We start from the raw sequence: 17336 nt of genomic DNA, 5'->3' as shown, positions 1-17336 counted from the left end.
GTTAGGCAAACGTGGCTAAACCAAATGCCACGCAAAATGTCACTCAGAATATTGAGCCGATAAATCGACGGCTTAGGCATCAACACTTAAGTAAATGTTGACAATGTAACCATCTCTGCTAGATTCATTGCTATCGTCATTAGCGTTGATTCAGTCCGAAATAGCTGCTAGATTTCGGCAGGATACAAGTTTTAGGCGCATCTGATTGAGATAGTTTGGCGAACAGATAGGTACTTTGAAGATGGCTAGTGTGGCAGTGCAACATTCTCAGACCGCTTCTGACTTGCTGCGGCAGGAGGCCGCTGCAGGCAGCTTTAGGGCGATCGCTCTGTGGCTCAATCAGCATCTGGTGCCGCAGCAGATATTTGCCCAGGTAGAAGCGGCCCAGCCCGGCTGTCTCAAAATCACGCTGGAGTTTCAGCAAGTACCCCATCGCGATCGCCTAGTGCGCTTCGTTTGCCATCGCATTTGGCACCTCAATTCCGACATTATTGAAGGTATCCACATTGTCGCTCGGCAGGCCGACAATGCACGCAGCCTCTGGCAGGAGCGCGTCCGCATCTTGACGCCCGCCAATCGGCGGCAGGCGCAGCAGCCAGCTTCTCCTCAAAATGCCAATAAGCGGGCTGAACTTCCCCCCAATCTCAGGTCCGTCGCGGCTAAATCACCGCGTAGCCCCCAACAGTTCAAGCTGATTCGCGCCTTTGTACTTAGCGGATCTGCCGCTGCCGCTTTTATCTTTGGCTGTCTGCTCGAACTTGTTCTTTCTGGTTCTGGGCCGTCGCTGCCTATCTTTGCGCAGGCGCAGCCGCGCTCTCAGGCTTTAGTTCCCTCTCCCTCGGTTTCGGAACAGGCGATTCCGGTCACGTTCAGGCAGACAAAAATTGATCGCCCCGGCATTGTAGAAGCAGCTTTAGAACCCGTAGCTGTGATTGAACACAACCGCGTCAAGGACTTAAGCGATCCTACAGTTACCCTCGTCTTCGGCGGTGAGGTTGATCTAGACAGTCTGCCCTACGGAGAAGTGAGCCGCGATCAGGAGATTCTAGGCAGCTTAGCTGACTATCAGGAGGCAGACGTGGCCGTGGTGACCCTGGGAGATCCTTTAGCCACCTCAGCGACAACAACGCAGGAAAAGTTTTTTCACCGCACGCGCCCTGATGCTGCAGCGGTATTGAAAAGTGGCGGCATTGATCTGGTCAATCTCAGCAGCGATCGCACTATGGAGTTTGGCGAACAGGGGCTAGTCGAAACTCTCGAAACCCTCGATCGCGCCGGGATTTACCGCGTAGGGGCCGGACGGGACAGTCGCGAAGCCCGGCGACCCGAAATTTTAGACGTGAAGAACCAGCGTATTGCCTATCTGAGCTATACCCAGGACGAGCTGGCGGCGGCCTATGACCAAGCGGCTGGGGTCAACGCCCAAGGCAAGCAGCAGGTGGTCGAAGATATTCGCAGTCTGCGAGACAAAGTGGACTGGATTGTCGTTAACTACCGCTGGAGCCAAGATCTGCCAGAGAGTCCGGCAGACTGGCAGACAAATATTGCCCGGCTGGCTGTGGATCAAGGAGCCGATCTGGTAGTCGGCCATCATCCGCAGCAGATTCAAGGAGCTGAAATTTATAAAGGGCGTCCGATTGCCTACTCGCTTGGCGACTTTATCTTTGGTGGAACGCCTTACGAAGACCACGATACAGCGATGCTGAAGGTGGCAATTCGAGACAATCAGATGAAGGTTGAACTGTTGCCAGTCGTGATTAAAGAGGCGCAGCCGCAGCTAGCGGAAGGCAGCAAAGCCCAGGCAATTTTGCAGGCGGTAGAGCAGGCTTCAGCAGGTTTTGAGCAGCCTATGAAGTCTTCAGTCACGTTGACGGTTCAGCCCAAACCCAGTGTTTCACCTCAGCTAGATCCCTCTGATTCTCTGCGGGAAGCGCCGCGATCGCCCCAGCTTGAAGCTGCAGATGAGATGGCAGATCCTTTTGTCGCTCCGCTAGAGTCTGAAACAGCTAGTCCAGAAATGTCAGAACCTGTGCCCCTAGCTGAGCCAGATCTGGAAACCGAGGCGGAAACGCCGCTGTTTGAAATGGCTCCCAGTGAACTAGATCAGTGGGGACCGAAGCAGTCACCCTACCCGGAACCTGCAGTTACCCCCGAACCTGACGCTGACCTGCTGATAGAAGTGCCTACCCCTAAACTCACCGCTGAGCCTGTTTCAGAGACAGCTCCCGAACTAGATGCCTATTACGCCCCTGAACCCGCTGCACAGCCTGTTCCCGCTGCTGTAGAGACGACAACAGGCTCACCAGCAGTCGAAGCCATTCAGCCCTACAGCGAACCCCTCGTGGGTCCCCTGAGCACTGTTCCCCCTACATCAGCTCCTGAGCCTGCTTTGAATCCAATCTCAACCAATTTAGAGCAGGGGGTCCCTGAACCCGTGGCTGTGCAAAAGCTACCCCAGGATAAGCTCTCTCCGCCAGAGGCCGCGACTGATGCCAAAATCACCCAGGTATTAGCCCTGCCGACAGCCAGCAGTCCGCCGCCTGTTACAGAGCTACCGGATGAAGCGGCGGCGGCCCCCCAGTAGCTGAGCGCTGGCCTAGTCAAGCAGGACTTTGCCCAAAATTCGCAAACACTTGGTAATTTTGCCGCCCTCCTCTGGGATTGCTGCTAAGTTAGCACTGATGCGTTTGAATTTAGGGAGTCAACTGTGTACGCGATCGCCCTTAAACAGGCCCAATATCCAACTTACGTTCTGCGAGATCAGGCTGCAGACGCCCGCTTAGAGATTGTGGCGGAACGGGGCGGCCTGGCTACCCACTGGCAGCTTCAGGGCCGCGATATTCTGTACTTTGATGCCGAGCGCTTCGCCGATGCCAGTAAATCAGTCCGGGGCGGTATCCCGCTGCTCTTTCCTATCTGTGGCAACCTACCCGGCAATACCTATACGCTCAACGGCCAAGACTATACGCTGAAGCAGCATGGCTTTGCTCGTGATTTGGCCTGGGGCATTGGCGATCGCGGCACCGATCAAAGCGCCCATCTCACTCTCATTCTCAACAGCAGTGAGGAAACGCTACAGCACTATCCGTTTAACTTTCAGCTTGCCTTTACCTACCACCTGCGGGGCAACACCCTCACCTTAGAACAGCGCGTCACCAACAGTTCTGACCAGCCGATGCCGTTCAGCGTCGGCCTACATCCCTACTTTCTCACTACCGATAAGTCTCAGCTCCAGTTTGATATCCCCTCTAGCCGTTACCAGGATCAAAACACCCAGGAAATTCACGACTTTGACGGCCAGTTTGACTGGGAAGCCGAGGAGCTTGACATCGCTTTTCTCGATCTCAAGCGCCAGGTGGCTACCGTCACCAATCACGAACAGGAAATACGCCTCACCCTGGAGTGGAGCGAAGCGTATCCTGTCCTAGTTTTTTGGACGGTCAAAGGCAAAGACTATTACTGCCTAGAGCCGTGGACTGGCCCCCGCAACGCGCTGAACACGGGCAACCACTTACTGACGCTAGCCCCCCATGAAACTCGTACCTTTCAGGTGAAGCTGACGGTAGAAATCATCTAGACTTCAGCCCTTAGCATGGGTCGCTTCGATTACGGTATGGACATTGCCTCGGGGCGTAAAGTCTGCTTTGACCGTGACTTCTAGCGGGTCGCAGGCGGCAATCAGGTCATCTAAGATCTGGTTGGCGGATTCTTCGTGAGAAATATAGCGATCGCGGTAGCTATTGATGTAGAGCTTCAGCGCCTTCAGTTCAACCACGCGCTGGTCGGGGACGTACGTTACATAGATAGTGGCAAAATCCGGATATCCAGAAAAAGGACACTTACAGGTAAATTCTGGCAGCGTAATGTTGATATGATAGCGGCGACCAACGCGAGGATTCGGGAAAGTGATCAGCTTCCCGACCTGAATCTCGCGCTCACCATATTTCGCCTCTGAAGCAGAACTCGATTCTGTGGGCGCTAAAGGGTGTTCAGTGGAAGGATGCGTCATGAAATTGCGACTGGAATAAGAAATACAGCTAAAAAGGACTATCCTTCATATCTTTACAGATTTGTGTTTCTTCTTGACGAATCGTTCCGGGGTTGTTCTAATTTGAACTACCTGATGGAATCTGGGAAACGCCTTTAACTGCCTCTAGTTTTCCAACGCTACCTACTCACCAATATGAATCCACCCCTCTATTCTGATCCGTCTTCTCAATCATCCGCTCGTTTAGAACCTGCCCATGCGGCTGGGCACACTCCCTCAGTGCCCATCTCGGTTTACAGAGAGCTGGCTACGGAGCTACAGGCGACCAAGGCCATGATTGATACTCTACGGACTCGAAATGAGCAGCTAGTCAGACAAAATCAGCAGCTACAGCAAGAAGTACAGCATTTTGTGCAAGCGACGCTGCAGTTGGGGCAGTTTGCCGGCGTCTCACCTCAGACTTCCTCTTCAATGCCAGAGATGGCTCCTAATGCCCCTCTGCCCGCCCCAGGGTCGCCGCCGCTAGAACCTCAGGGGACAGTGGCTAAATCCTCAGAAATGCCCCAGAAAGCGCCTCAAAAGGCTCCTAAGGAACGGCCTCCAGCTAAGCCTCTCTCATCAGCGCTGCAGCCGCTTAAACAGGCCGCTCTGGAAAAACTTTACACAGAACAGCCGTCCCGGCCAGCGGCTCCTGGAAATCTGGAGAGTTCTCCCCGAGAACTCAGTGGTTTGTGGCTAGCCGTTTCCATTATTTTTATCGTCACCACAGCTTTTGGAGCAGGTTTTTTAATTATGAAACCGCTGCTCAACCAGCGCTAAACCTCGCTTGTGTAGCGGTTGAACTCGGCACCGCCTGAGCCAGGTGTCACAATGAAGAAATCGAGTCGCGGCAAAATCGTATCAGAAGATACTGTTTTTACCTTGTCTGCCTCGCTACACATAAGGCTGCCGGACAATCTATCGGCAGGATATAGGAGATTCTGAGTTAACGATGAAGAAGATTGAAGCTATTATCCGTCCGTTCAAGCTGGACGAGGTCAAAATTGCCTTAGTCAATGCAGGCATTGTGGGCATGACCGTTTCCGAGGTGCGCGGATTTGGTCGCCAGAAGGGGCAGACAGAGCGCTACCGGGGGTCTGAATACACGGTGGAATTCTTACAAAAGCTGAAAATAGAGATCGTGGTCGAGGATGCTCAGGTGGATATGGTGGTCGAGAAAGTAATTTCAGCGGCCCGGACTGGCGAAATTGGCGACGGCAAAATCTTTGTGACTGCGGTTGACGAAATTGTTCGTATCCGGACTGGCGAAAAGAATCTAGAAGCTGTTTAGACACGACCTAGAGGGAGGGCGGTTGCTGCCGTCCTCCCTCTAACTACAGTGAACTTTGGCAAAATGCGATCGCACCTTTAGGCCATAGCCATGACCTGCTGGCGAATCGCAGTTAGATTTTGAATCAAATTTTGCCGCATGTGCTTTTCAATCAGCCCTACTGGCATGGCGAGCGGCGGCTGTACCGTCACCTCGTAGCACAGATAGGTGCTGGCTGTATCGCCTTCTGCGGTCGGCAGCAGCCGCCAGCGGCCACAAAATGTTTTGAAGTCGCCTTCCACCATAGAAAAGCCCAGCTCATTGGGATAGTGTTCTTCCATAGCAAGAACGACTCTGGCGCAAAACTGGATGTTGAGGAAGCACTGAGTGCCAATTTGTTCTAGCAAAATTTTGCCAGCCGGAGCCGCCAGCCGTACGCTCTTGGAAAGATTAGGGATGAAGTCTGCTAGGTGCTCGTAGTCGGTCAGGACTTGCCATACCTGTTCTAAAGACTGGGGAATACAAATTTTGGCGCAAATGCGTCGCTGCCGACCCTGCAGTTTCTCAGTGAAGATGTCTATGCTGTCGGCATCTTCCAAGGCGGCGATCGCGTTTGATGCCGGCAATAAGTCTTTAGCGGGCTGATCTGGTTGCTGTGTCACGGTCATCCCTCAGCCGTTCTCCTCTGTATAAGTATACATACCCAGCAGAATGATCCAAATCCAGATGTCAGCTAGACATCTTAGCGCGAACCGCGCTGAAAAACATGAATATCGTTCTGGGCGTAGCGTGCCCGCTTTAGCGGCAGAGTAATCAGATCTAGATTGGTCAGGTTACTCAGTCCTTTCTTGCAGCGATCGCCGCTGATCTCAGCTAGGATAACCATCACAGTCTAAATTTAGATTTTTGATGACGCTCAGACGCCTGAGGGTAGAACCCAAGTAAAAGTTATGGCTGATCTATCCACCACCGCCCCTGTAATTGGCACTGTGAAAGGCCCCGGTGACAATAGCAATCAGTATGTTTTTATCACTGCCAATAACCGTCAGGTCAAGATTGGCGAGTTTGTTTACTACCAGGCTGAGGCTGCGACCGAGGAGTCATTACACATTCTGGGCAAAATCTCAGCCCGCCGTCTGATTGATCATCTGCCTGATCGCATCTTTGCCGATACCGAAATTAGCCCAGAGACCATTGCCGCGCTGGTGGGCTTTGCCTATCCCAACCCTGAAATTTACGAAATTACGGTGGATGTGATTGGCTACTTTCATCGGGCTTTAGGCTTTATCAATCCCCGCATCACGCCTGATCCAGGGGCAAAGGTCTATCTCTGTGATGACGCCGCCCTGCGCCAGGTAATTAACAAGCGCCAGCCGGGAGAAGTCGGAGCGGCCCATGTCGGTTCGCTGCTGCTGCGTCCGGGGGATGCGGTGCCGGTGGCTTTGGACGTTAAAGAGCTGGTCAGCACCCACATGGCGATTCTGGCGGGTACGGGTTCGGGCAAGTCCTACACCGCTGGCGTGCTAATTGAGGAGCTGCTGCGTCCCTATAACCGGGCAGCGGTACTGATTTTTGACCCGCATGGGGAGTACGGCACCCTGGCAGATATGCGCGGCCACGATCGCTTCAAGGCAGATGACGACTACAGCCCGGAAGTTCAGGTGTTGCTGCCGGATGACATTCGGATTCGCATGTCGTCACTGGACTACTACGACGTGCTAACGCTGCTGCCCGATATGAGCGATCGCCAGCAGTCGATCTTAAATAAAGCTTTTAGTATCTTGCATAAGCATCGCAGTGGCCAGTACCGCTGGGACGTACAAGATCTGATTTCTGCGGTCTACGAAGCCGATCGCAGCGTGGATGAAGAAGGCAACGAAAAGGTGGGATCCTCGGCTCCGGCGATTGAGTGGAAGCTAGAAAAACTATCGCGATCGCAGTATTTTCACCGGGTTGATCACCTAGCGCCCAAAGATTTATTTGAACCGGGGCAGGTGACGGTGCTGCAGATGAGCGAAATTAGCCAGGAGGAGCAGCAGGTCATCTGCGCGGCAGTGCTGCGGCAGTGCTATCAGGCCCGGCTGGGGACGGCCAAAGAGCAGCTCAGTGCCGAAGATGAGAACTATCTGCCCTATCCCGTGTTTATTCTGATTGAAGAAGCCCATCGCTTTGCTCCGGCCCATGAACCGTCTCGCTGTAAGCAAATCCTGCGCACCATTTTGAGTGAGGGCCGCAAGTTCGGTATGGGCGTGGGGCTGATTACCCAGCGCCCTGGCAAGCTAGATTCCGATGTCCTGTCCCAATGTATGAGCCAGTTTTTGATGCGGATTGTCAACCCAGTGGATCAGGAAAGCCTCAAGTATGGAGTGGAAGCTGCCGGACGCGATCTGCTCCAGGAACTGCCCGCTCTGACCAAGGGACAGGTGATTATTTCAGGTGCCTGCATCAATACCCCCGTTTTATGTCAGGTGCGACAGCGGCTGACTACCCACGGCGGCGAAACCCTGAATGCGCCGCAGGCGTGGCAGGGCCATTTTCAAAAGCACCGACAGCGATCGCGCCAGATCGAAAAAGCGCCCGTTGCCCGCCGCCCGGTCGCTGAAACCTTCGAGGGTATCAGCATCGAGTAGGGTATGTCGGAGCCGTCAAAACTGCTGCGCAAGCTCAGCCGTCAGCTCTTTGCCGATTCGGCGGAGCAAAGTAAGTTTATGGCTGCCCTGACTGCGCCTCAGCCTTATCCAGCGGCCATTCTCTGGGCGCGATCGCGGCCTCAGTCCTCGCCGTTTGAGGCTTTGACGCCGTTAACCTGGCAGCCACCGTTTGTAGATCGGCTCGCGCCTGAGTCTCAGCCCGGTCGCCACCCGCTGCATCAGGCAGGAGCTTTCTACTGCCTCGATTTTTCTTCCGTCTTTGCGGCTTCAGTGCTGTTGGCGATCGCAACTCCAGTTCGCACCGTTCTAGATGTCTGCGCTGCCCCTGGCGGCAAGAGCCTGTTTGGCTGGGTGGCTCTGCAGCCGCAGCAATTACTCAGCAATGAGGTGATTCATAAGCGAGTCCGTATCCTGATTGCCAATCTCAAACGCTGCGGAGCCGTAGGGGCGATCGCTCTCAGCCTCGATCCGGCAAAGTTGGCCCAGGAAATGCCACAGGCGGCTGATTTAGTCCTCGTAGATGCTCCCTGTAGTGGTCAATCTCTCCTGGCTAAGGGCGATAAAGCCCTGGGCTGCTTCCATCCGGTAACCATTAACAAAAACGCCAATCGGCAAAAGCGGATTCTAGCTGAAGCGGCCAAAACCGTTGCTCCCCAGGGCTATCTGGCTTACATGACCTGCACCTATGCGGCGGCGGAAAACGAGCGGGTGGGTGAATGGCTGTTGGAGCGATTTCCTCAGTTTCAGCCTGTTGCGGTGCCCCCTCTAGCCGCCTACCAGTCTAAATTGACCTCGCTGCCCTGCTACCGCCTTTGGCCTCAGCGGGGGTTAGGCGCTGGCGCTTTCACACTGCTGCTGCAGAATACTGAATCGGGTGCAGCACGACCTGTGGCCTCAGACTTTCTGTCTCAGCAAGGACGAATCATCTACCCGGCTTAGCGATAGACGGATACAGATAGGACAGGGTTATACCCCGCCGAAAATTATTCGGCTTGGAGCTGCTCGACCCGCTGTAGGGCGGCTTCGCTGTTTTGCCGATAGGCATTGACCCGATCCCTCGCGGTAGGGTAGCGGCTGTCATCGGTAGCCACTTGGGCCATTAAGTCAGAAGCCCGCTGCCAGCGACTTGCCAAATCCAGCCAATCGGCAGCAGTTTCAGCCTCCTGGCCGTCTAGAGCGGCGGCTTCGGCTAACCGCACCGCCTGCACAAACGGATCGCTGTCATCCGGGGCGGGTTCTGCAACGGCTGCAATAGTCGGTTCTGGCAAATTTTCGGGAACATCGACTGCTACTGTCGGCGTTTCCTCAGCTACCTCGCTGCCGAAGCGATCGCCCAGCCAGTCCTTTGTAACCCAGCCCAATAGCAGTAAGAACAGGCACAGACTGGCTCCCCCCAGCAAGCCGCGCCAAAAATACAGGCGCTTAACGCTTTTGCGGGAGGAAGGCGTATGGGGCAGGGGCGATCGCGGCTTAGGGGCCTGCCGATCTTCGAGCCAGCGCTGAACCAGATGCGGCTTTTTGAGCGTAATTAGCTCTGACCAGAGCAGATGATTATCCGGGTCGCGGTTAATTTCTTCCAGCCACAAAAGCTGCTGCTCTCGGACAATACGAGCGTTGATATTGACCTTACTGATATTGCGCGGGCTGAGAGACTCTAGGATTTGCCGGATCCGCTCGACAGTTGAGCTTTGTTCTAGCTGGGCTTCAGTTTGGGCTTCACAGAGGAGCTGGAGGGCACCATTGGCCAGCATCGCCCTGGTCCGAAGGCCGTCATCTGCTAGCCGCTCGTTGAGAATCTGGATAATGGCGGCTACACTCCCTTGGCGGGCCTGCCGAGTAATATCGTCAATTGATTGAGTCATAATCCGCTCTATAGCAGCTAGAGAGGTTAGATACCCCCCTTGAGAATTGGCTTGATTTTATCAGTCAGTCTGAGAGCTAGACCAAGACTGATTGAGATGCAAGCAATCATTGAAACGGTGAATTTGCCAGAGTTCAGTATTATATCGAGTCTGGTCGGTTCGATCCCAGCGATCGCAATCAATCCAAAACTCAAACAGGCTGGTGTTAGGAATATTAATCTGCCAGCTGCGATCGCAGCCCAGGACACAGGCCACCAGATGCTGCAGGAGCCAGCTATGGCTGACAATCCAGAGGCGATCGCCATTCTGGTGGTGTTCTAATAAGTAGTCAAGAAAATCCTGGGCCCGTCGCCTTACCTGCGCCGGGGATTCGGCACCGGGAATAGGCAGCCAGTCTAGCGAATTTAGCAGCCGCTGGGCTAGTTCAGGATAGCGACTTGTAGCTTCGACCCAGGTCAAGCCCTGCAAAATCCCCTGATGGCCTTCTTGCAGCGCCGAGGCGCTAATGGGCAAAACTGCGCCGTTGCCCGTCACGGCAGGCTGAACCAGGTGAGAGCGCAGAATTGTCGCCGTTTGATGGGCCCGCTGCAGCGGGCTGGTATAGATATGAGTGGCTGGCTCGGTGTGAGCCAGTAAGTAGGCGCCAAGCTGCTGGGCCTGGGTTTGACCCAGCGGCGACAGGGCTGAATCTGCCTGTCCTTCCATCTGCTGAGTCTGATTCCCTAGAGACTGGGCGTGGCGGATAAAAAGCAGTTGCAAAAAGGGCATTGCAGGTCGAATTTTGCCGCTTACCGCTAGAATTACAGACAGTTGGCGTTTCAATTTAAGCGTAACTTTTAGCTTAGTTGAGCCTGTAGCTGGCAATTTCTACTACTGTAGCTGTTTATATTAGGTGACGAATGCTGCTGAAATCGACGACTCGGCACATCCATATTTACACGGCAGAGGTTCAAGATAACGAGCTGATTCCGAGTGATAGCGTTCTGACGTTAGATATTGATCCCGACAATGAGTTTAACTGGTCGGAAGAGTCTCTGCAGCAGGTCTATCGGGAGTTTGATCGACTAGTTGAAGCCTACAATGGGGCTGAGCTGACCGACTACAATCTACGCCGCATTGGTTCCGATCTAGAGCACTTTATTCGCGGACTGTTGCAGGGCGGACAGATCAGCTATAACCTTAAAAGCCGCGCCGTGAATTACAGTATGGGACTGCCTCAGGTAGTCGCTGATGCTGCCGAATAGTCAATTTTTAACCGTTATCTGTAGGCTCCGGTGATTTACTGCCCTAATCACAGTTGTCAGACCGCTAATCCAGAAGCTAACCAGTTTTGTCAGGTCTGCCGCACGCCTCTGCCGCATCGCTATCTATGGGCAGTGGGCGCAGATTTATCACTGCCTGCCGGAGATCTACTGGGCGATCGCTACCAGCATAAACAGGCTCAAATTTTTCTAGATACTCAACCGGGATTGCCGCCAGAGGTCAGTGAGCAGATGCCGGACTGGGTCATTCCCTACCTGCATCTTTCTATCTATCCGCGTCATATTCCACGGCCTTATAGTCTACAGACGGTGACCCTGGGGTCAGAACTGCGTACGGTTTTGCTGCTAGAAGAAGCTGCGATCGCGGGTCATTTGCCAGGCCAGACTCCTAGGCTGCTGCCAGCTTTAGCTGACGCTTGGGCAACAGCAGATGCTTTAGTTCAGCTTGACTGGCTGCGGCAAATTGCTCAGCTTTGGCAGCCGTTTCATGCTGAGCGGGTTTTAAGTACGCTCATGCTGCCAGCAGTGCTGCGGGTGGAAGGGGCTAGTCTCCGCATTCTAGAATTGCGATATGACGTGGAAAACCAGTCCAGTGCCGCTGCTTTAGTCGATCTGGGTGAAGTTTGGCAGCCTCTGACTAACCAAGCCCAAGGGGCGATCGCCCCTTTTTTAGCTCAGCTTTGCCAGCAGCTGCAGCAGGGTATTTTTCACAGTCCAGAACAGCTAGTTGACTGTCTCAATCAGGCAATTCAGCAAAGCAGTCAGGGACGACAAATCATCCTTGACTGGGCTACTTACACCGATAAAGGTCCCACCCGTCAGCGGAATGAAGATGCCTGTTATCCCGCCAGCGGCAGCGTCGATCGGTTGGTGATTTCGCCTGTCGGGGCTGGGGGCAAGCCGTCCTCGGCGCTAATTATTGTCTGCGATGGCATTGGTGGACATCAGGGGGGGGATGTAGCCTCGAAGCTAGCGATCGCCACGATTGAACAAACCCTGACCAGTTTTTTAGCGCAGGCGGCTGAGCAATCTCCGGCGGCGATCGCCCTAGAGATCGAAAAAGCTATTTGCCAAGCCAATGACGCTATTGCCCGTCGCAATGACAACGAAGGGCGTCAGGCCCAAGAGCGCATGGGCACAACGCTGGTGATGGCCTTGATCTATGGTCACGACCTCTATATTGCCCACGTGGGGGACAGCCGCGCCTATCACGTCAGTCCTCTAAGCTGTCGTCAGCTTACCCTAGATGATGACGTGGCGGCCCGTGAAACTCGGCTTGGCTATAGTCTCTACCGACAGGCACTTGCCCATCCGGGCACTGGCTCCCTGGTGCAAGCCCTGGGTATGACCTCCTCTAAAAGCCTCTATCCGGCCGTGCAGCGATGGGTGCTAGATGAAGCCGCCGTTTTGCTGCTGTGCTCAGACGGCCTCAGCGATAACGATCAGGTTGAGGCGCTTTGGACAACTGAACTGCTGCCCGTTCTGACCGAACAGCGCTCGGTGGCTGAGGCAGGGCGGCAGCTAATCCAGCTCGCCAATACCCGCAACGGCCATGACAATGTAACGGTAGGGCTAATGCGGATTGGGGTTTCTCAGAAAGCCGAAATTGCCGTTGATGCAGCGCTGGCTGCGCCTCATCCCCTCTCTGAGCGGTTGACGGCTGAGACTACAGCGCCCTTGAAATCGCCTGCCGCCCCCGCTGTCAGTGAGTCAAAAGCCCCCCAACCGACTAAGGCTTCACCTGGTCAGTCAATGGGCTGCTTGGTGGCTAGTCTGCTGGCGGTCAGCGCGATCGCTGGGACACTGGCCCTATTTCTGGTACCAGCGTTTAGGCGGCCTGGAGTCAGAGAGCCAGTGACAGCCTTTGAGAGCGCCAACTGGTCAGCCGCCCTGACCGGACAGTCGCTGCTAAGTCCTGATGTGCCCCCGGCGGCGGCGGAGATAGAAGTAGGTACCTTTTTACAAATCAACCCAGGTAACCGAGCTGGTGGCCCAAGTTCGCTAGTGCTACAGAATCAGCCGGGAAATGCTGGCAATTCCGCTTTACCCACTTCTGCTAATCCTGAGAATATAGAGGGAGTGATTCCGGCAGGCGGCATTTTTCGAGTCCTTGGCGCTCAGGTAATGGGCGATCAAACCGAGTGGGTGCGCCTGAGAGTGTGTTCTATTCCTTCAGGGGCAACGCTGGGCGATCGCCCAAGTGAGTCTACAGGCGCACCAGAACAGCCTGCGCCTCCGGCTCCGGCTGAACTGCTTGACTTGCTGCAACCTGGAGAAGAGGGATGGATTCAGGTTTCTGCGATCGCCGCAACCGTTCGCCCGCTGGTGAATCTGGACGTGTCGCAGCAAGGGGTTTGCATCAACTGATGGCTTAAAGTTAGCTTAAGCGTCTTATCTTAGATATTTAGACCGAACAATCAGGCTGGTAGCTTTGATGCCTTCGTCCGACAACCTTTGCCTTAGACTCGCGATCGCCCGCCTGACGACGGCGGATCCTGAGCACTATGCCATCTGGGTCGTAGAGTCTCCCCATCCGGGGGGATATTTTCATCACGACTGTGTTTGGAGCGCAGCCCTGACCCAGGCTTGGAATAGCTGGCAGCAGATGTTTTCCCTACGGGGCCTCCCGGATGTGCCCCACGTGCCTTCTCTCTACGTGCCCAGCTTCGTGCTTGAACCTTTGGAGGGGGAAGAAGATGAATCAGCAGGGCAGCCCCGTAGCTACAGCAGCCGCCTGATGCAGCATCTGGGTGTAAATCTCTGGCAATGGCTGTTTGAAGGCCCAATTCAGCGTAGCCTTGACCAAAGCTTAGGCATTGCGATGGGGCAAAACAGACCGTTGCGCTTGCGGCTAGAGATTCGTGATCCTGACCTAATTGCGCTGCCCTGGGAAATCATGCAGCAGCAGGCCGGACGACAGGCTCTCTCACTCAGCCAGCAGGTTTTCTTCAGTCGTACCACTAGTGACGTCGATCCGCTGCCGGAAGTGGAGCTAGATTCTTCGCTGCGAGTGCTGCTGGTCTTGGGTCAAGATGAGCGGGTGGCAAATGATGTCACGGCCCCCCAGCCAGAACAGAAACCTACCCTAAAACTGCAGGAAGAGGCCGCAGCCCTCAAAGATCTGCTGGAGCGAGGGACTTCCGGCATTCGGAATACGCCTGTAGGCCCGGCTGCTCCGGTGGTTTGTCAGGTGGATACGCTGCTACAGCCGGATCCGGGACAGCTAATCAAAGCCTTAGATAACGGTATCTACAACGTTTTCTTCTATGCCGGACATGGCGTACCCGCCGCCGACGGTGGCCTGCTATTTCTGCAGCCCACGGCGACGCTCAATGGCACTGAGCTGGCTCAGGTCCTTACCCGCTGCCATGTCAAGCTGGCAGTCTTCAATACCTGCTGGGGCGCTCAGCCCGATCAGAGTCTGCAACAGACGATTCCGCGCAGTAGCCTAGCTGAGGTGCTGCTGCACCACGGCGTTCCGGCAGTGGTGGCAATGCGAGATTCTATTGCCGATGAGGAGGCGCTCAGCTTCATTCAAGCCTTTGCCCAATCTCTCATGGAGCGATTACCTGTAGATCAGGCAGTCGCGATCGCCCGTCAGCATCTCTTAACGCTGTACAAGTTTAATCAGCCTGCCTGGACCCTCCCTGTCCTCTACATGCATCCAGAGTTCAACGGCGACTTGCTCAATCCGGTGCGAGAAGAGATTACCCGGCTGCCCAGCGACACCAATCTTGACCTCAGCCATCGCCCCCAGGCCAGTCTACGGGCAATGGACGGCCCCGAAGATGTTTGGCCTATCTATGGCGGGCTGATGCGGGTCGGTCGTCTGCCTGACAATGATTTGGTGATTCCAGAACCCTGGGTTTCTAGCAAACATGCCGAAATTTTCTGTCGTCGGACGGTCACGCCAGCGGACGGACAGCGCCAAACTAAAAATACAGCTTATTTCCTGAGGGATTTTTCGCGTAATGGCACTTTCTACCGCAGTGACGACGGCTGGCGACAGGTACAGCGTCAGGAAGTTCCTTTAAGTCCTGGCACTCAGCTCCGTTTTGGTAGCTCCAAAGGGCGACTGCTGGAATTTGTGGTTGAAGGTACATCCCCCTCTCCTCAGACATAAGCTATATGGCTTAAATTAGCCATAGTTACGGAACTGATTGAATTGACCGTGTAGTTTGATTCTGTCACCGCTATTCCATCAGTGTTCTCTATGGATTCCGTCATGGTTAAGGACTCATCACAAAACCCCAATTCCTTCTCTGCTCAAACCCAGGCTGAGCTAGAAATGCTCCATACCGTTCTAGATAGTCAGCGCAGCTATCCCTGGAATCCCTACGGGATAGACGTCGAGCCTTACTATTCAGAGGCCGATGCCGAGGCGCAGCAGCTGGAGCTAGACGCCACCATTAGCAACATTGGCTGGCAGCGGCTAGCTAATGCCCTAGACGAGCTTTGGGAGCCTGCTGCTGGCTCGCTGGAAACCGATCTGCAGCGACGTTTCTGCGATCGCGTGCCTCTGTCTTTCCTGCAGCAGATTGCCCAGCGAGCCCATCAGGCAGTAGAAGAGCAGCAGTCTTTGCTGAACCAGCTAATTTACTGCGTACAGGACATTCTGGCAGCTTGGGATCAGGCCGATTTACAGGTCATGGCCCGCCCTCTAGCGCTAGCCATGCGAGACGGTCATGGTGAAGTCGTCGAGGTAACGCTGCGCTCAGTCCGCCAGGAAGACTGGCAGTCGCTCTCAGAAATGGAGCAGGCTCGCCTGAGCTTGGCGATCGCCCGCTATGCCCTAGGCCAGCTCGATAACGCGGCCTAATCCTTGACCAGCGGTGACACCGCAGGGTGCTATTCAGCCATATCAGCTACACGGGAGGCGCGATTCGTCGTGCCTTTGCTTTTGGCTAGAGGGTCGAACCAGAGCGCCAGTCAGTCTCAGCAGCGGGGTCGGCGGCTGGCGGCGCCTGGGTCAGCGATCGCAACTGCGCCTGAAAATAGCTTTCCTGATGAGAAAGCTGGGTGGCTAAGATCAGCGCTTCTTGAAAGGCCGTTCTCGCTTCGGCGGTTTTACCTTGGGTTCGATAAACCTGGCCGATGCGATCGTAGGTTTCCATAATGCCGTAGGCATTGTAGGTTTGCCGCTCTACCTGCAGCAAAATGCGATAGATATCTAAGGCTGCCTCAAACTGGTCTAAACTCTGGTAGAGCGTCGCTAGCTCCCTTAGCACCTGGCTGCCATAGTCATACTGCTGGGTGGCCTGTGCTGTCGCGTAGGCCGCCTGATAAGCCCTGAGAGCCTGATTGCGCTGACCTAAAGCCTGGTAGTGGCGGGCGATCGCTAGCTGCACCTGCGGCACTGCGGTCAGCTTGCCCTGAGCCTGGTACACCTCAATCAGTTGCTGCTGGTAGGGGATGGCTTCAGCAGCAGCTTCAGCTTGGCTGTAGCCGTAGACTATGTTCTCTAGGTAAGCTTCAATAGCGCTGACGTTTTGCGGCGGGGCGATCGCCAGCAATTCCTGATAGGTTTCAGCCGCCGCTACGTGCTCAAACCAGTCAAGCTGGAGCTGTCCCACTCGCTCTAGCGCGGCCACTTGTCCCTGGCGGTTGCCGCGCTCCACCTGAACGGCTGCAATCTGGCGGTACAGCTCTACGGCCCCTGGCTGATCGCGCAGAGTCAGATAAATCGCGCCGATCGTCTCCAGCAAGGGTAGATTGACCGGCTCGGCTGCCAGTGCCTCTGCCTGAAGCTGTTGCAGGCGAGCGCGAACAAGCTGATTTTCGTAAGTGCGTCCCTGCTCCCAGATATTCTGCGAAACGCGGCGCAGCGCCGCTAGCTCTTGAGACAGGCTGATTGTCCGGCGCAGTCGCACTTCTCGCATCCACAGATCAAAGGCGGCATCTGCCTGTCCGGCGGCCAGCAACCGCTGCGCTTCCTGGTTGAGGCGGTCAAGCTGCTGCTCTAGGGCCAGCTTTTCTAGCGGACTGAGGGGGCGACGAATGGGGGGCTGGGGCAGCAGCGGATCGCGGACTTGATCCTGGGTTGGATCGGCAAGAAACTGCTCAATCACCTCTGGAGCTAGCTGCTGTGACCAGGCCGGAGCGATCGCCAGTAATCCCCCCGCCAGTCCGCCCAGCAAAGCGCGGCGAATTTTTCTCAGCCCGTGTTCTCGTCTACCCATAGTTTCCTTACAGTGGCGATCGCTCAACTATTATCTAGCACCTAGCTACGACGTTGGCGATAGTAGCCAAGTTTCGGCTTCTGCG

At 55.0% G+C, this 17336-nt stretch carries 16 protein-coding genes; 10 read left to right on the top strand and 6 right to left on the bottom strand.

The features are described 5' to 3' along the window. Positions 1-241: 241 nt before the first annotated feature. Together QJQ48_RS24540 and QJQ48_RS24535 are read left to right on the top strand one after the other, a co-directional pair. Positions 242-2584 carry a CapA family protein gene (locus QJQ48_RS24540; protein ID WP_346293885.1) on the top strand — a complete coding sequence of 781 codons (2343 nt, stop codon included), beginning with the start codon at positions 242-244 and terminating at the stop codon, positions 2582-2584. 123 nt (positions 2585-2707) lie between these two features. Further along, on the top strand, positions 2708-3577 hold the full coding sequence (locus tag QJQ48_RS24535; protein WP_346293884.1) for an aldose epimerase family protein: 870 nt from the start codon (positions 2708-2710) through the stop codon (positions 3575-3577). 3 nt (positions 3578-3580) lie between these two features. Here QJQ48_RS24535 and queF read toward each other — a convergent pair whose 3' ends face one another. Further along, positions 3581-4009, bottom strand: a complete 429-nt coding sequence (gene queF, locus QJQ48_RS24530) for a preQ(1) synthase (RefSeq protein ID WP_346293883.1) — start codon at positions 4007-4009, stop codon at positions 3581-3583. 174 nt (positions 4010-4183) lie between these two features. Between queF and QJQ48_RS24525 the strand changes: the two genes are divergently transcribed. Together QJQ48_RS24525 and QJQ48_RS24520 are read left to right on the top strand one after the other, a co-directional pair. Beyond that, positions 4184-4807 (top strand): hypothetical protein, encoded by a 624-nt coding sequence (locus tag QJQ48_RS24525; RefSeq protein ID WP_346293882.1) that lies wholly within the window; start codon positions 4184-4186, stop codon positions 4805-4807. Between the two features lie 172 nt (positions 4808-4979). Further along, entirely contained in the window at positions 4980-5318 is a 339-nt protein-coding gene (locus QJQ48_RS24520; RefSeq protein WP_346293881.1) for a P-II family nitrogen regulator, read from the top strand. Between the two features lie 77 nt (positions 5319-5395). Here the strand turns inward: QJQ48_RS24520 and QJQ48_RS24515 are convergent, their stop codons facing one another. Together QJQ48_RS24515 and QJQ48_RS24510 are read right to left on the bottom strand one after the other, a co-directional pair. Further along, complete coding sequence (locus tag QJQ48_RS24515) at positions 5396-5965, bottom strand: SRPBCC family protein (RefSeq protein ID WP_428843089.1); 570 nt, start codon at positions 5963-5965, stop codon at positions 5396-5398. Between the two features lie 74 nt (positions 5966-6039). Then, positions 6040-6183 (bottom strand): hypothetical protein, encoded by a 144-nt coding sequence (locus QJQ48_RS24510; protein WP_346293879.1) that lies wholly within the window; start codon positions 6181-6183, stop codon positions 6040-6042. Between the two features lie 64 nt (positions 6184-6247). Between QJQ48_RS24510 and QJQ48_RS24505 the strand changes: the two genes are divergently transcribed. Beyond that, positions 6248-7927, top strand: a complete 1680-nt coding sequence (locus tag QJQ48_RS24505; RefSeq protein WP_346293878.1) for an ATP-binding protein — start codon at positions 6248-6250, stop codon at positions 7925-7927. 3 nt (positions 7928-7930) lie between these two features. After that, on the top strand, positions 7931-8887 hold the full coding sequence (locus QJQ48_RS24500) for an RsmB/NOP family class I SAM-dependent RNA methyltransferase (protein WP_346293877.1): 957 nt from the start codon (positions 7931-7933) through the stop codon (positions 8885-8887). Positions 8888-8931: 44 nt separating this feature from the next. On the opposite strand, the gene QJQ48_RS24495 is transcribed toward QJQ48_RS24500, so the two are convergent. Together QJQ48_RS24495 and QJQ48_RS24490 are read right to left on the bottom strand one after the other, a co-directional pair. Further along, positions 8932-9810, bottom strand: coding sequence for a hypothetical protein (locus tag QJQ48_RS24495; protein ID WP_346293876.1), 879 nt, complete (start codon positions 9808-9810; stop codon positions 8932-8934). A gap of 60 nt (positions 9811-9870) precedes the next feature. Then, positions 9871-10578 (bottom strand): histidine phosphatase family protein, encoded by a 708-nt coding sequence (locus QJQ48_RS24490; protein ID WP_346293875.1) that lies wholly within the window; start codon positions 10576-10578, stop codon positions 9871-9873. Between the two features lie 131 nt (positions 10579-10709). On the opposite strand from QJQ48_RS24490, the gene ndhM reads away from it, so the two are divergent. The 4 genes from ndhM to QJQ48_RS24470 all read left to right on the top strand — a co-directional run bounded on the left by ndhM (position 10710) and on the right by QJQ48_RS24470 (position 15891). Then, positions 10710-11054 (top strand): NAD(P)H-quinone oxidoreductase subunit M, encoded by a 345-nt coding sequence (gene ndhM / locus QJQ48_RS24485; RefSeq protein WP_346293874.1) that lies wholly within the window; start codon positions 10710-10712, stop codon positions 11052-11054. Between the two features lie 30 nt (positions 11055-11084). Beyond that, the gene (locus QJQ48_RS24480) at positions 11085-13439 is read left to right on the top strand and encodes a PP2C family protein-serine/threonine phosphatase (protein ID WP_346293873.1); all 2355 of its coding nucleotides are present in this window, start codon (positions 11085-11087) and stop codon (positions 13437-13439) included. A 67-nt stretch (positions 13440-13506) separates the two neighbouring features. Continuing rightward, positions 13507-15195, top strand: coding sequence for a CHAT domain-containing protein (locus QJQ48_RS24475; RefSeq protein WP_346293872.1), 1689 nt, complete (start codon positions 13507-13509; stop codon positions 15193-15195). Between the two features lie 102 nt (positions 15196-15297). After that, positions 15298-15891 carry a hypothetical protein gene (locus QJQ48_RS24470; protein ID WP_346293871.1) on the top strand — a complete coding sequence of 198 codons (594 nt, stop codon included), beginning with the start codon at positions 15298-15300 and terminating at the stop codon, positions 15889-15891. Between the two features lie 85 nt (positions 15892-15976). On the opposite strand, the gene QJQ48_RS24465 is transcribed toward QJQ48_RS24470, so the two are convergent. After that, positions 15977-17251 (bottom strand): tetratricopeptide repeat protein, encoded by a 1275-nt coding sequence (locus tag QJQ48_RS24465; RefSeq protein ID WP_346293870.1) that lies wholly within the window; start codon positions 17249-17251, stop codon positions 15977-15979. Positions 17252-17336: the final 85 nt, after the last annotated feature.

It is taken from the genome of Sphaerothrix gracilis Ecp01 (assembly GCF_030405905.1).
Taxonomy (GTDB): Bacteria; Cyanobacteriota; Cyanobacteriia; order Phormidesmidales; family Phormidesmidaceae; genus Sphaerothrix; species Sphaerothrix gracilis.
Note: the sequence above shows the minus strand (reverse complement) of the source record. Positions and strands in the feature narration are given on the sequence as shown.

What these genes read in the sequence shown, in the direction of transcription:
- QJQ48_RS24540 (WP_346293885.1), top strand. Translation starts at nt 242, where the DNA reads ATGGCTAGTGTGGCAGTGCAACATTCTCAGACCGCTTCTGACTTGCTG.
- queF (WP_346293883.1), bottom strand. Translation starts at nt 4,009, where the DNA reads ATGACGCATCCTTCCACTGAACACCCTTTAGCGCCCACAGAATCGAGT.
- QJQ48_RS24525 (WP_346293882.1), top strand. Translation starts at nt 4,184, where the DNA reads ATGAATCCACCCCTCTATTCTGATCCGTCTTCTCAATCATCCGCTCGT.
- QJQ48_RS24520 (WP_346293881.1), top strand. Translation starts at nt 4,980, where the DNA reads ATGAAGAAGATTGAAGCTATTATCCGTCCGTTCAAGCTGGACGAGGTC.
- QJQ48_RS24515 (WP_428843089.1), bottom strand. Translation starts at nt 5,965, where the DNA reads ATGACCGTGACACAGCAACCAGATCAGCCCGCTAAAGACTTATTGCCG.
- QJQ48_RS24510 (WP_346293879.1), bottom strand. Translation starts at nt 6,183, where the DNA reads ATGGTTATCCTAGCTGAGATCAGCGGCGATCGCTGCAAGAAAGGACTG.
- QJQ48_RS24505 (WP_346293878.1), top strand. Translation starts at nt 6,248, where the DNA reads ATGGCTGATCTATCCACCACCGCCCCTGTAATTGGCACTGTGAAAGGC.
- QJQ48_RS24500 (WP_346293877.1), top strand. Translation starts at nt 7,931, where the DNA reads ATGTCGGAGCCGTCAAAACTGCTGCGCAAGCTCAGCCGTCAGCTCTTT.
- QJQ48_RS24495 (WP_346293876.1), bottom strand. Translation starts at nt 9,810, where the DNA reads ATGACTCAATCAATTGACGATATTACTCGGCAGGCCCGCCAAGGGAGT.
- QJQ48_RS24490 (WP_346293875.1), bottom strand. Translation starts at nt 10,578, where the DNA reads ATGCCCTTTTTGCAACTGCTTTTTATCCGCCACGCCCAGTCTCTAGGG.
- ndhM (WP_346293874.1), top strand. Translation starts at nt 10,710, where the DNA reads ATGCTGCTGAAATCGACGACTCGGCACATCCATATTTACACGGCAGAG.
- QJQ48_RS24475 (WP_346293872.1), top strand. Translation starts at nt 13,507, where the DNA reads ATGCCTTCGTCCGACAACCTTTGCCTTAGACTCGCGATCGCCCGCCTG.
- QJQ48_RS24470 (WP_346293871.1), top strand. Translation starts at nt 15,298, where the DNA reads ATGGTTAAGGACTCATCACAAAACCCCAATTCCTTCTCTGCTCAAACC.
- QJQ48_RS24465 (WP_346293870.1), bottom strand. Translation starts at nt 17,251, where the DNA reads ATGGGTAGACGAGAACACGGGCTGAGAAAAATTCGCCGCGCTTTGCTG.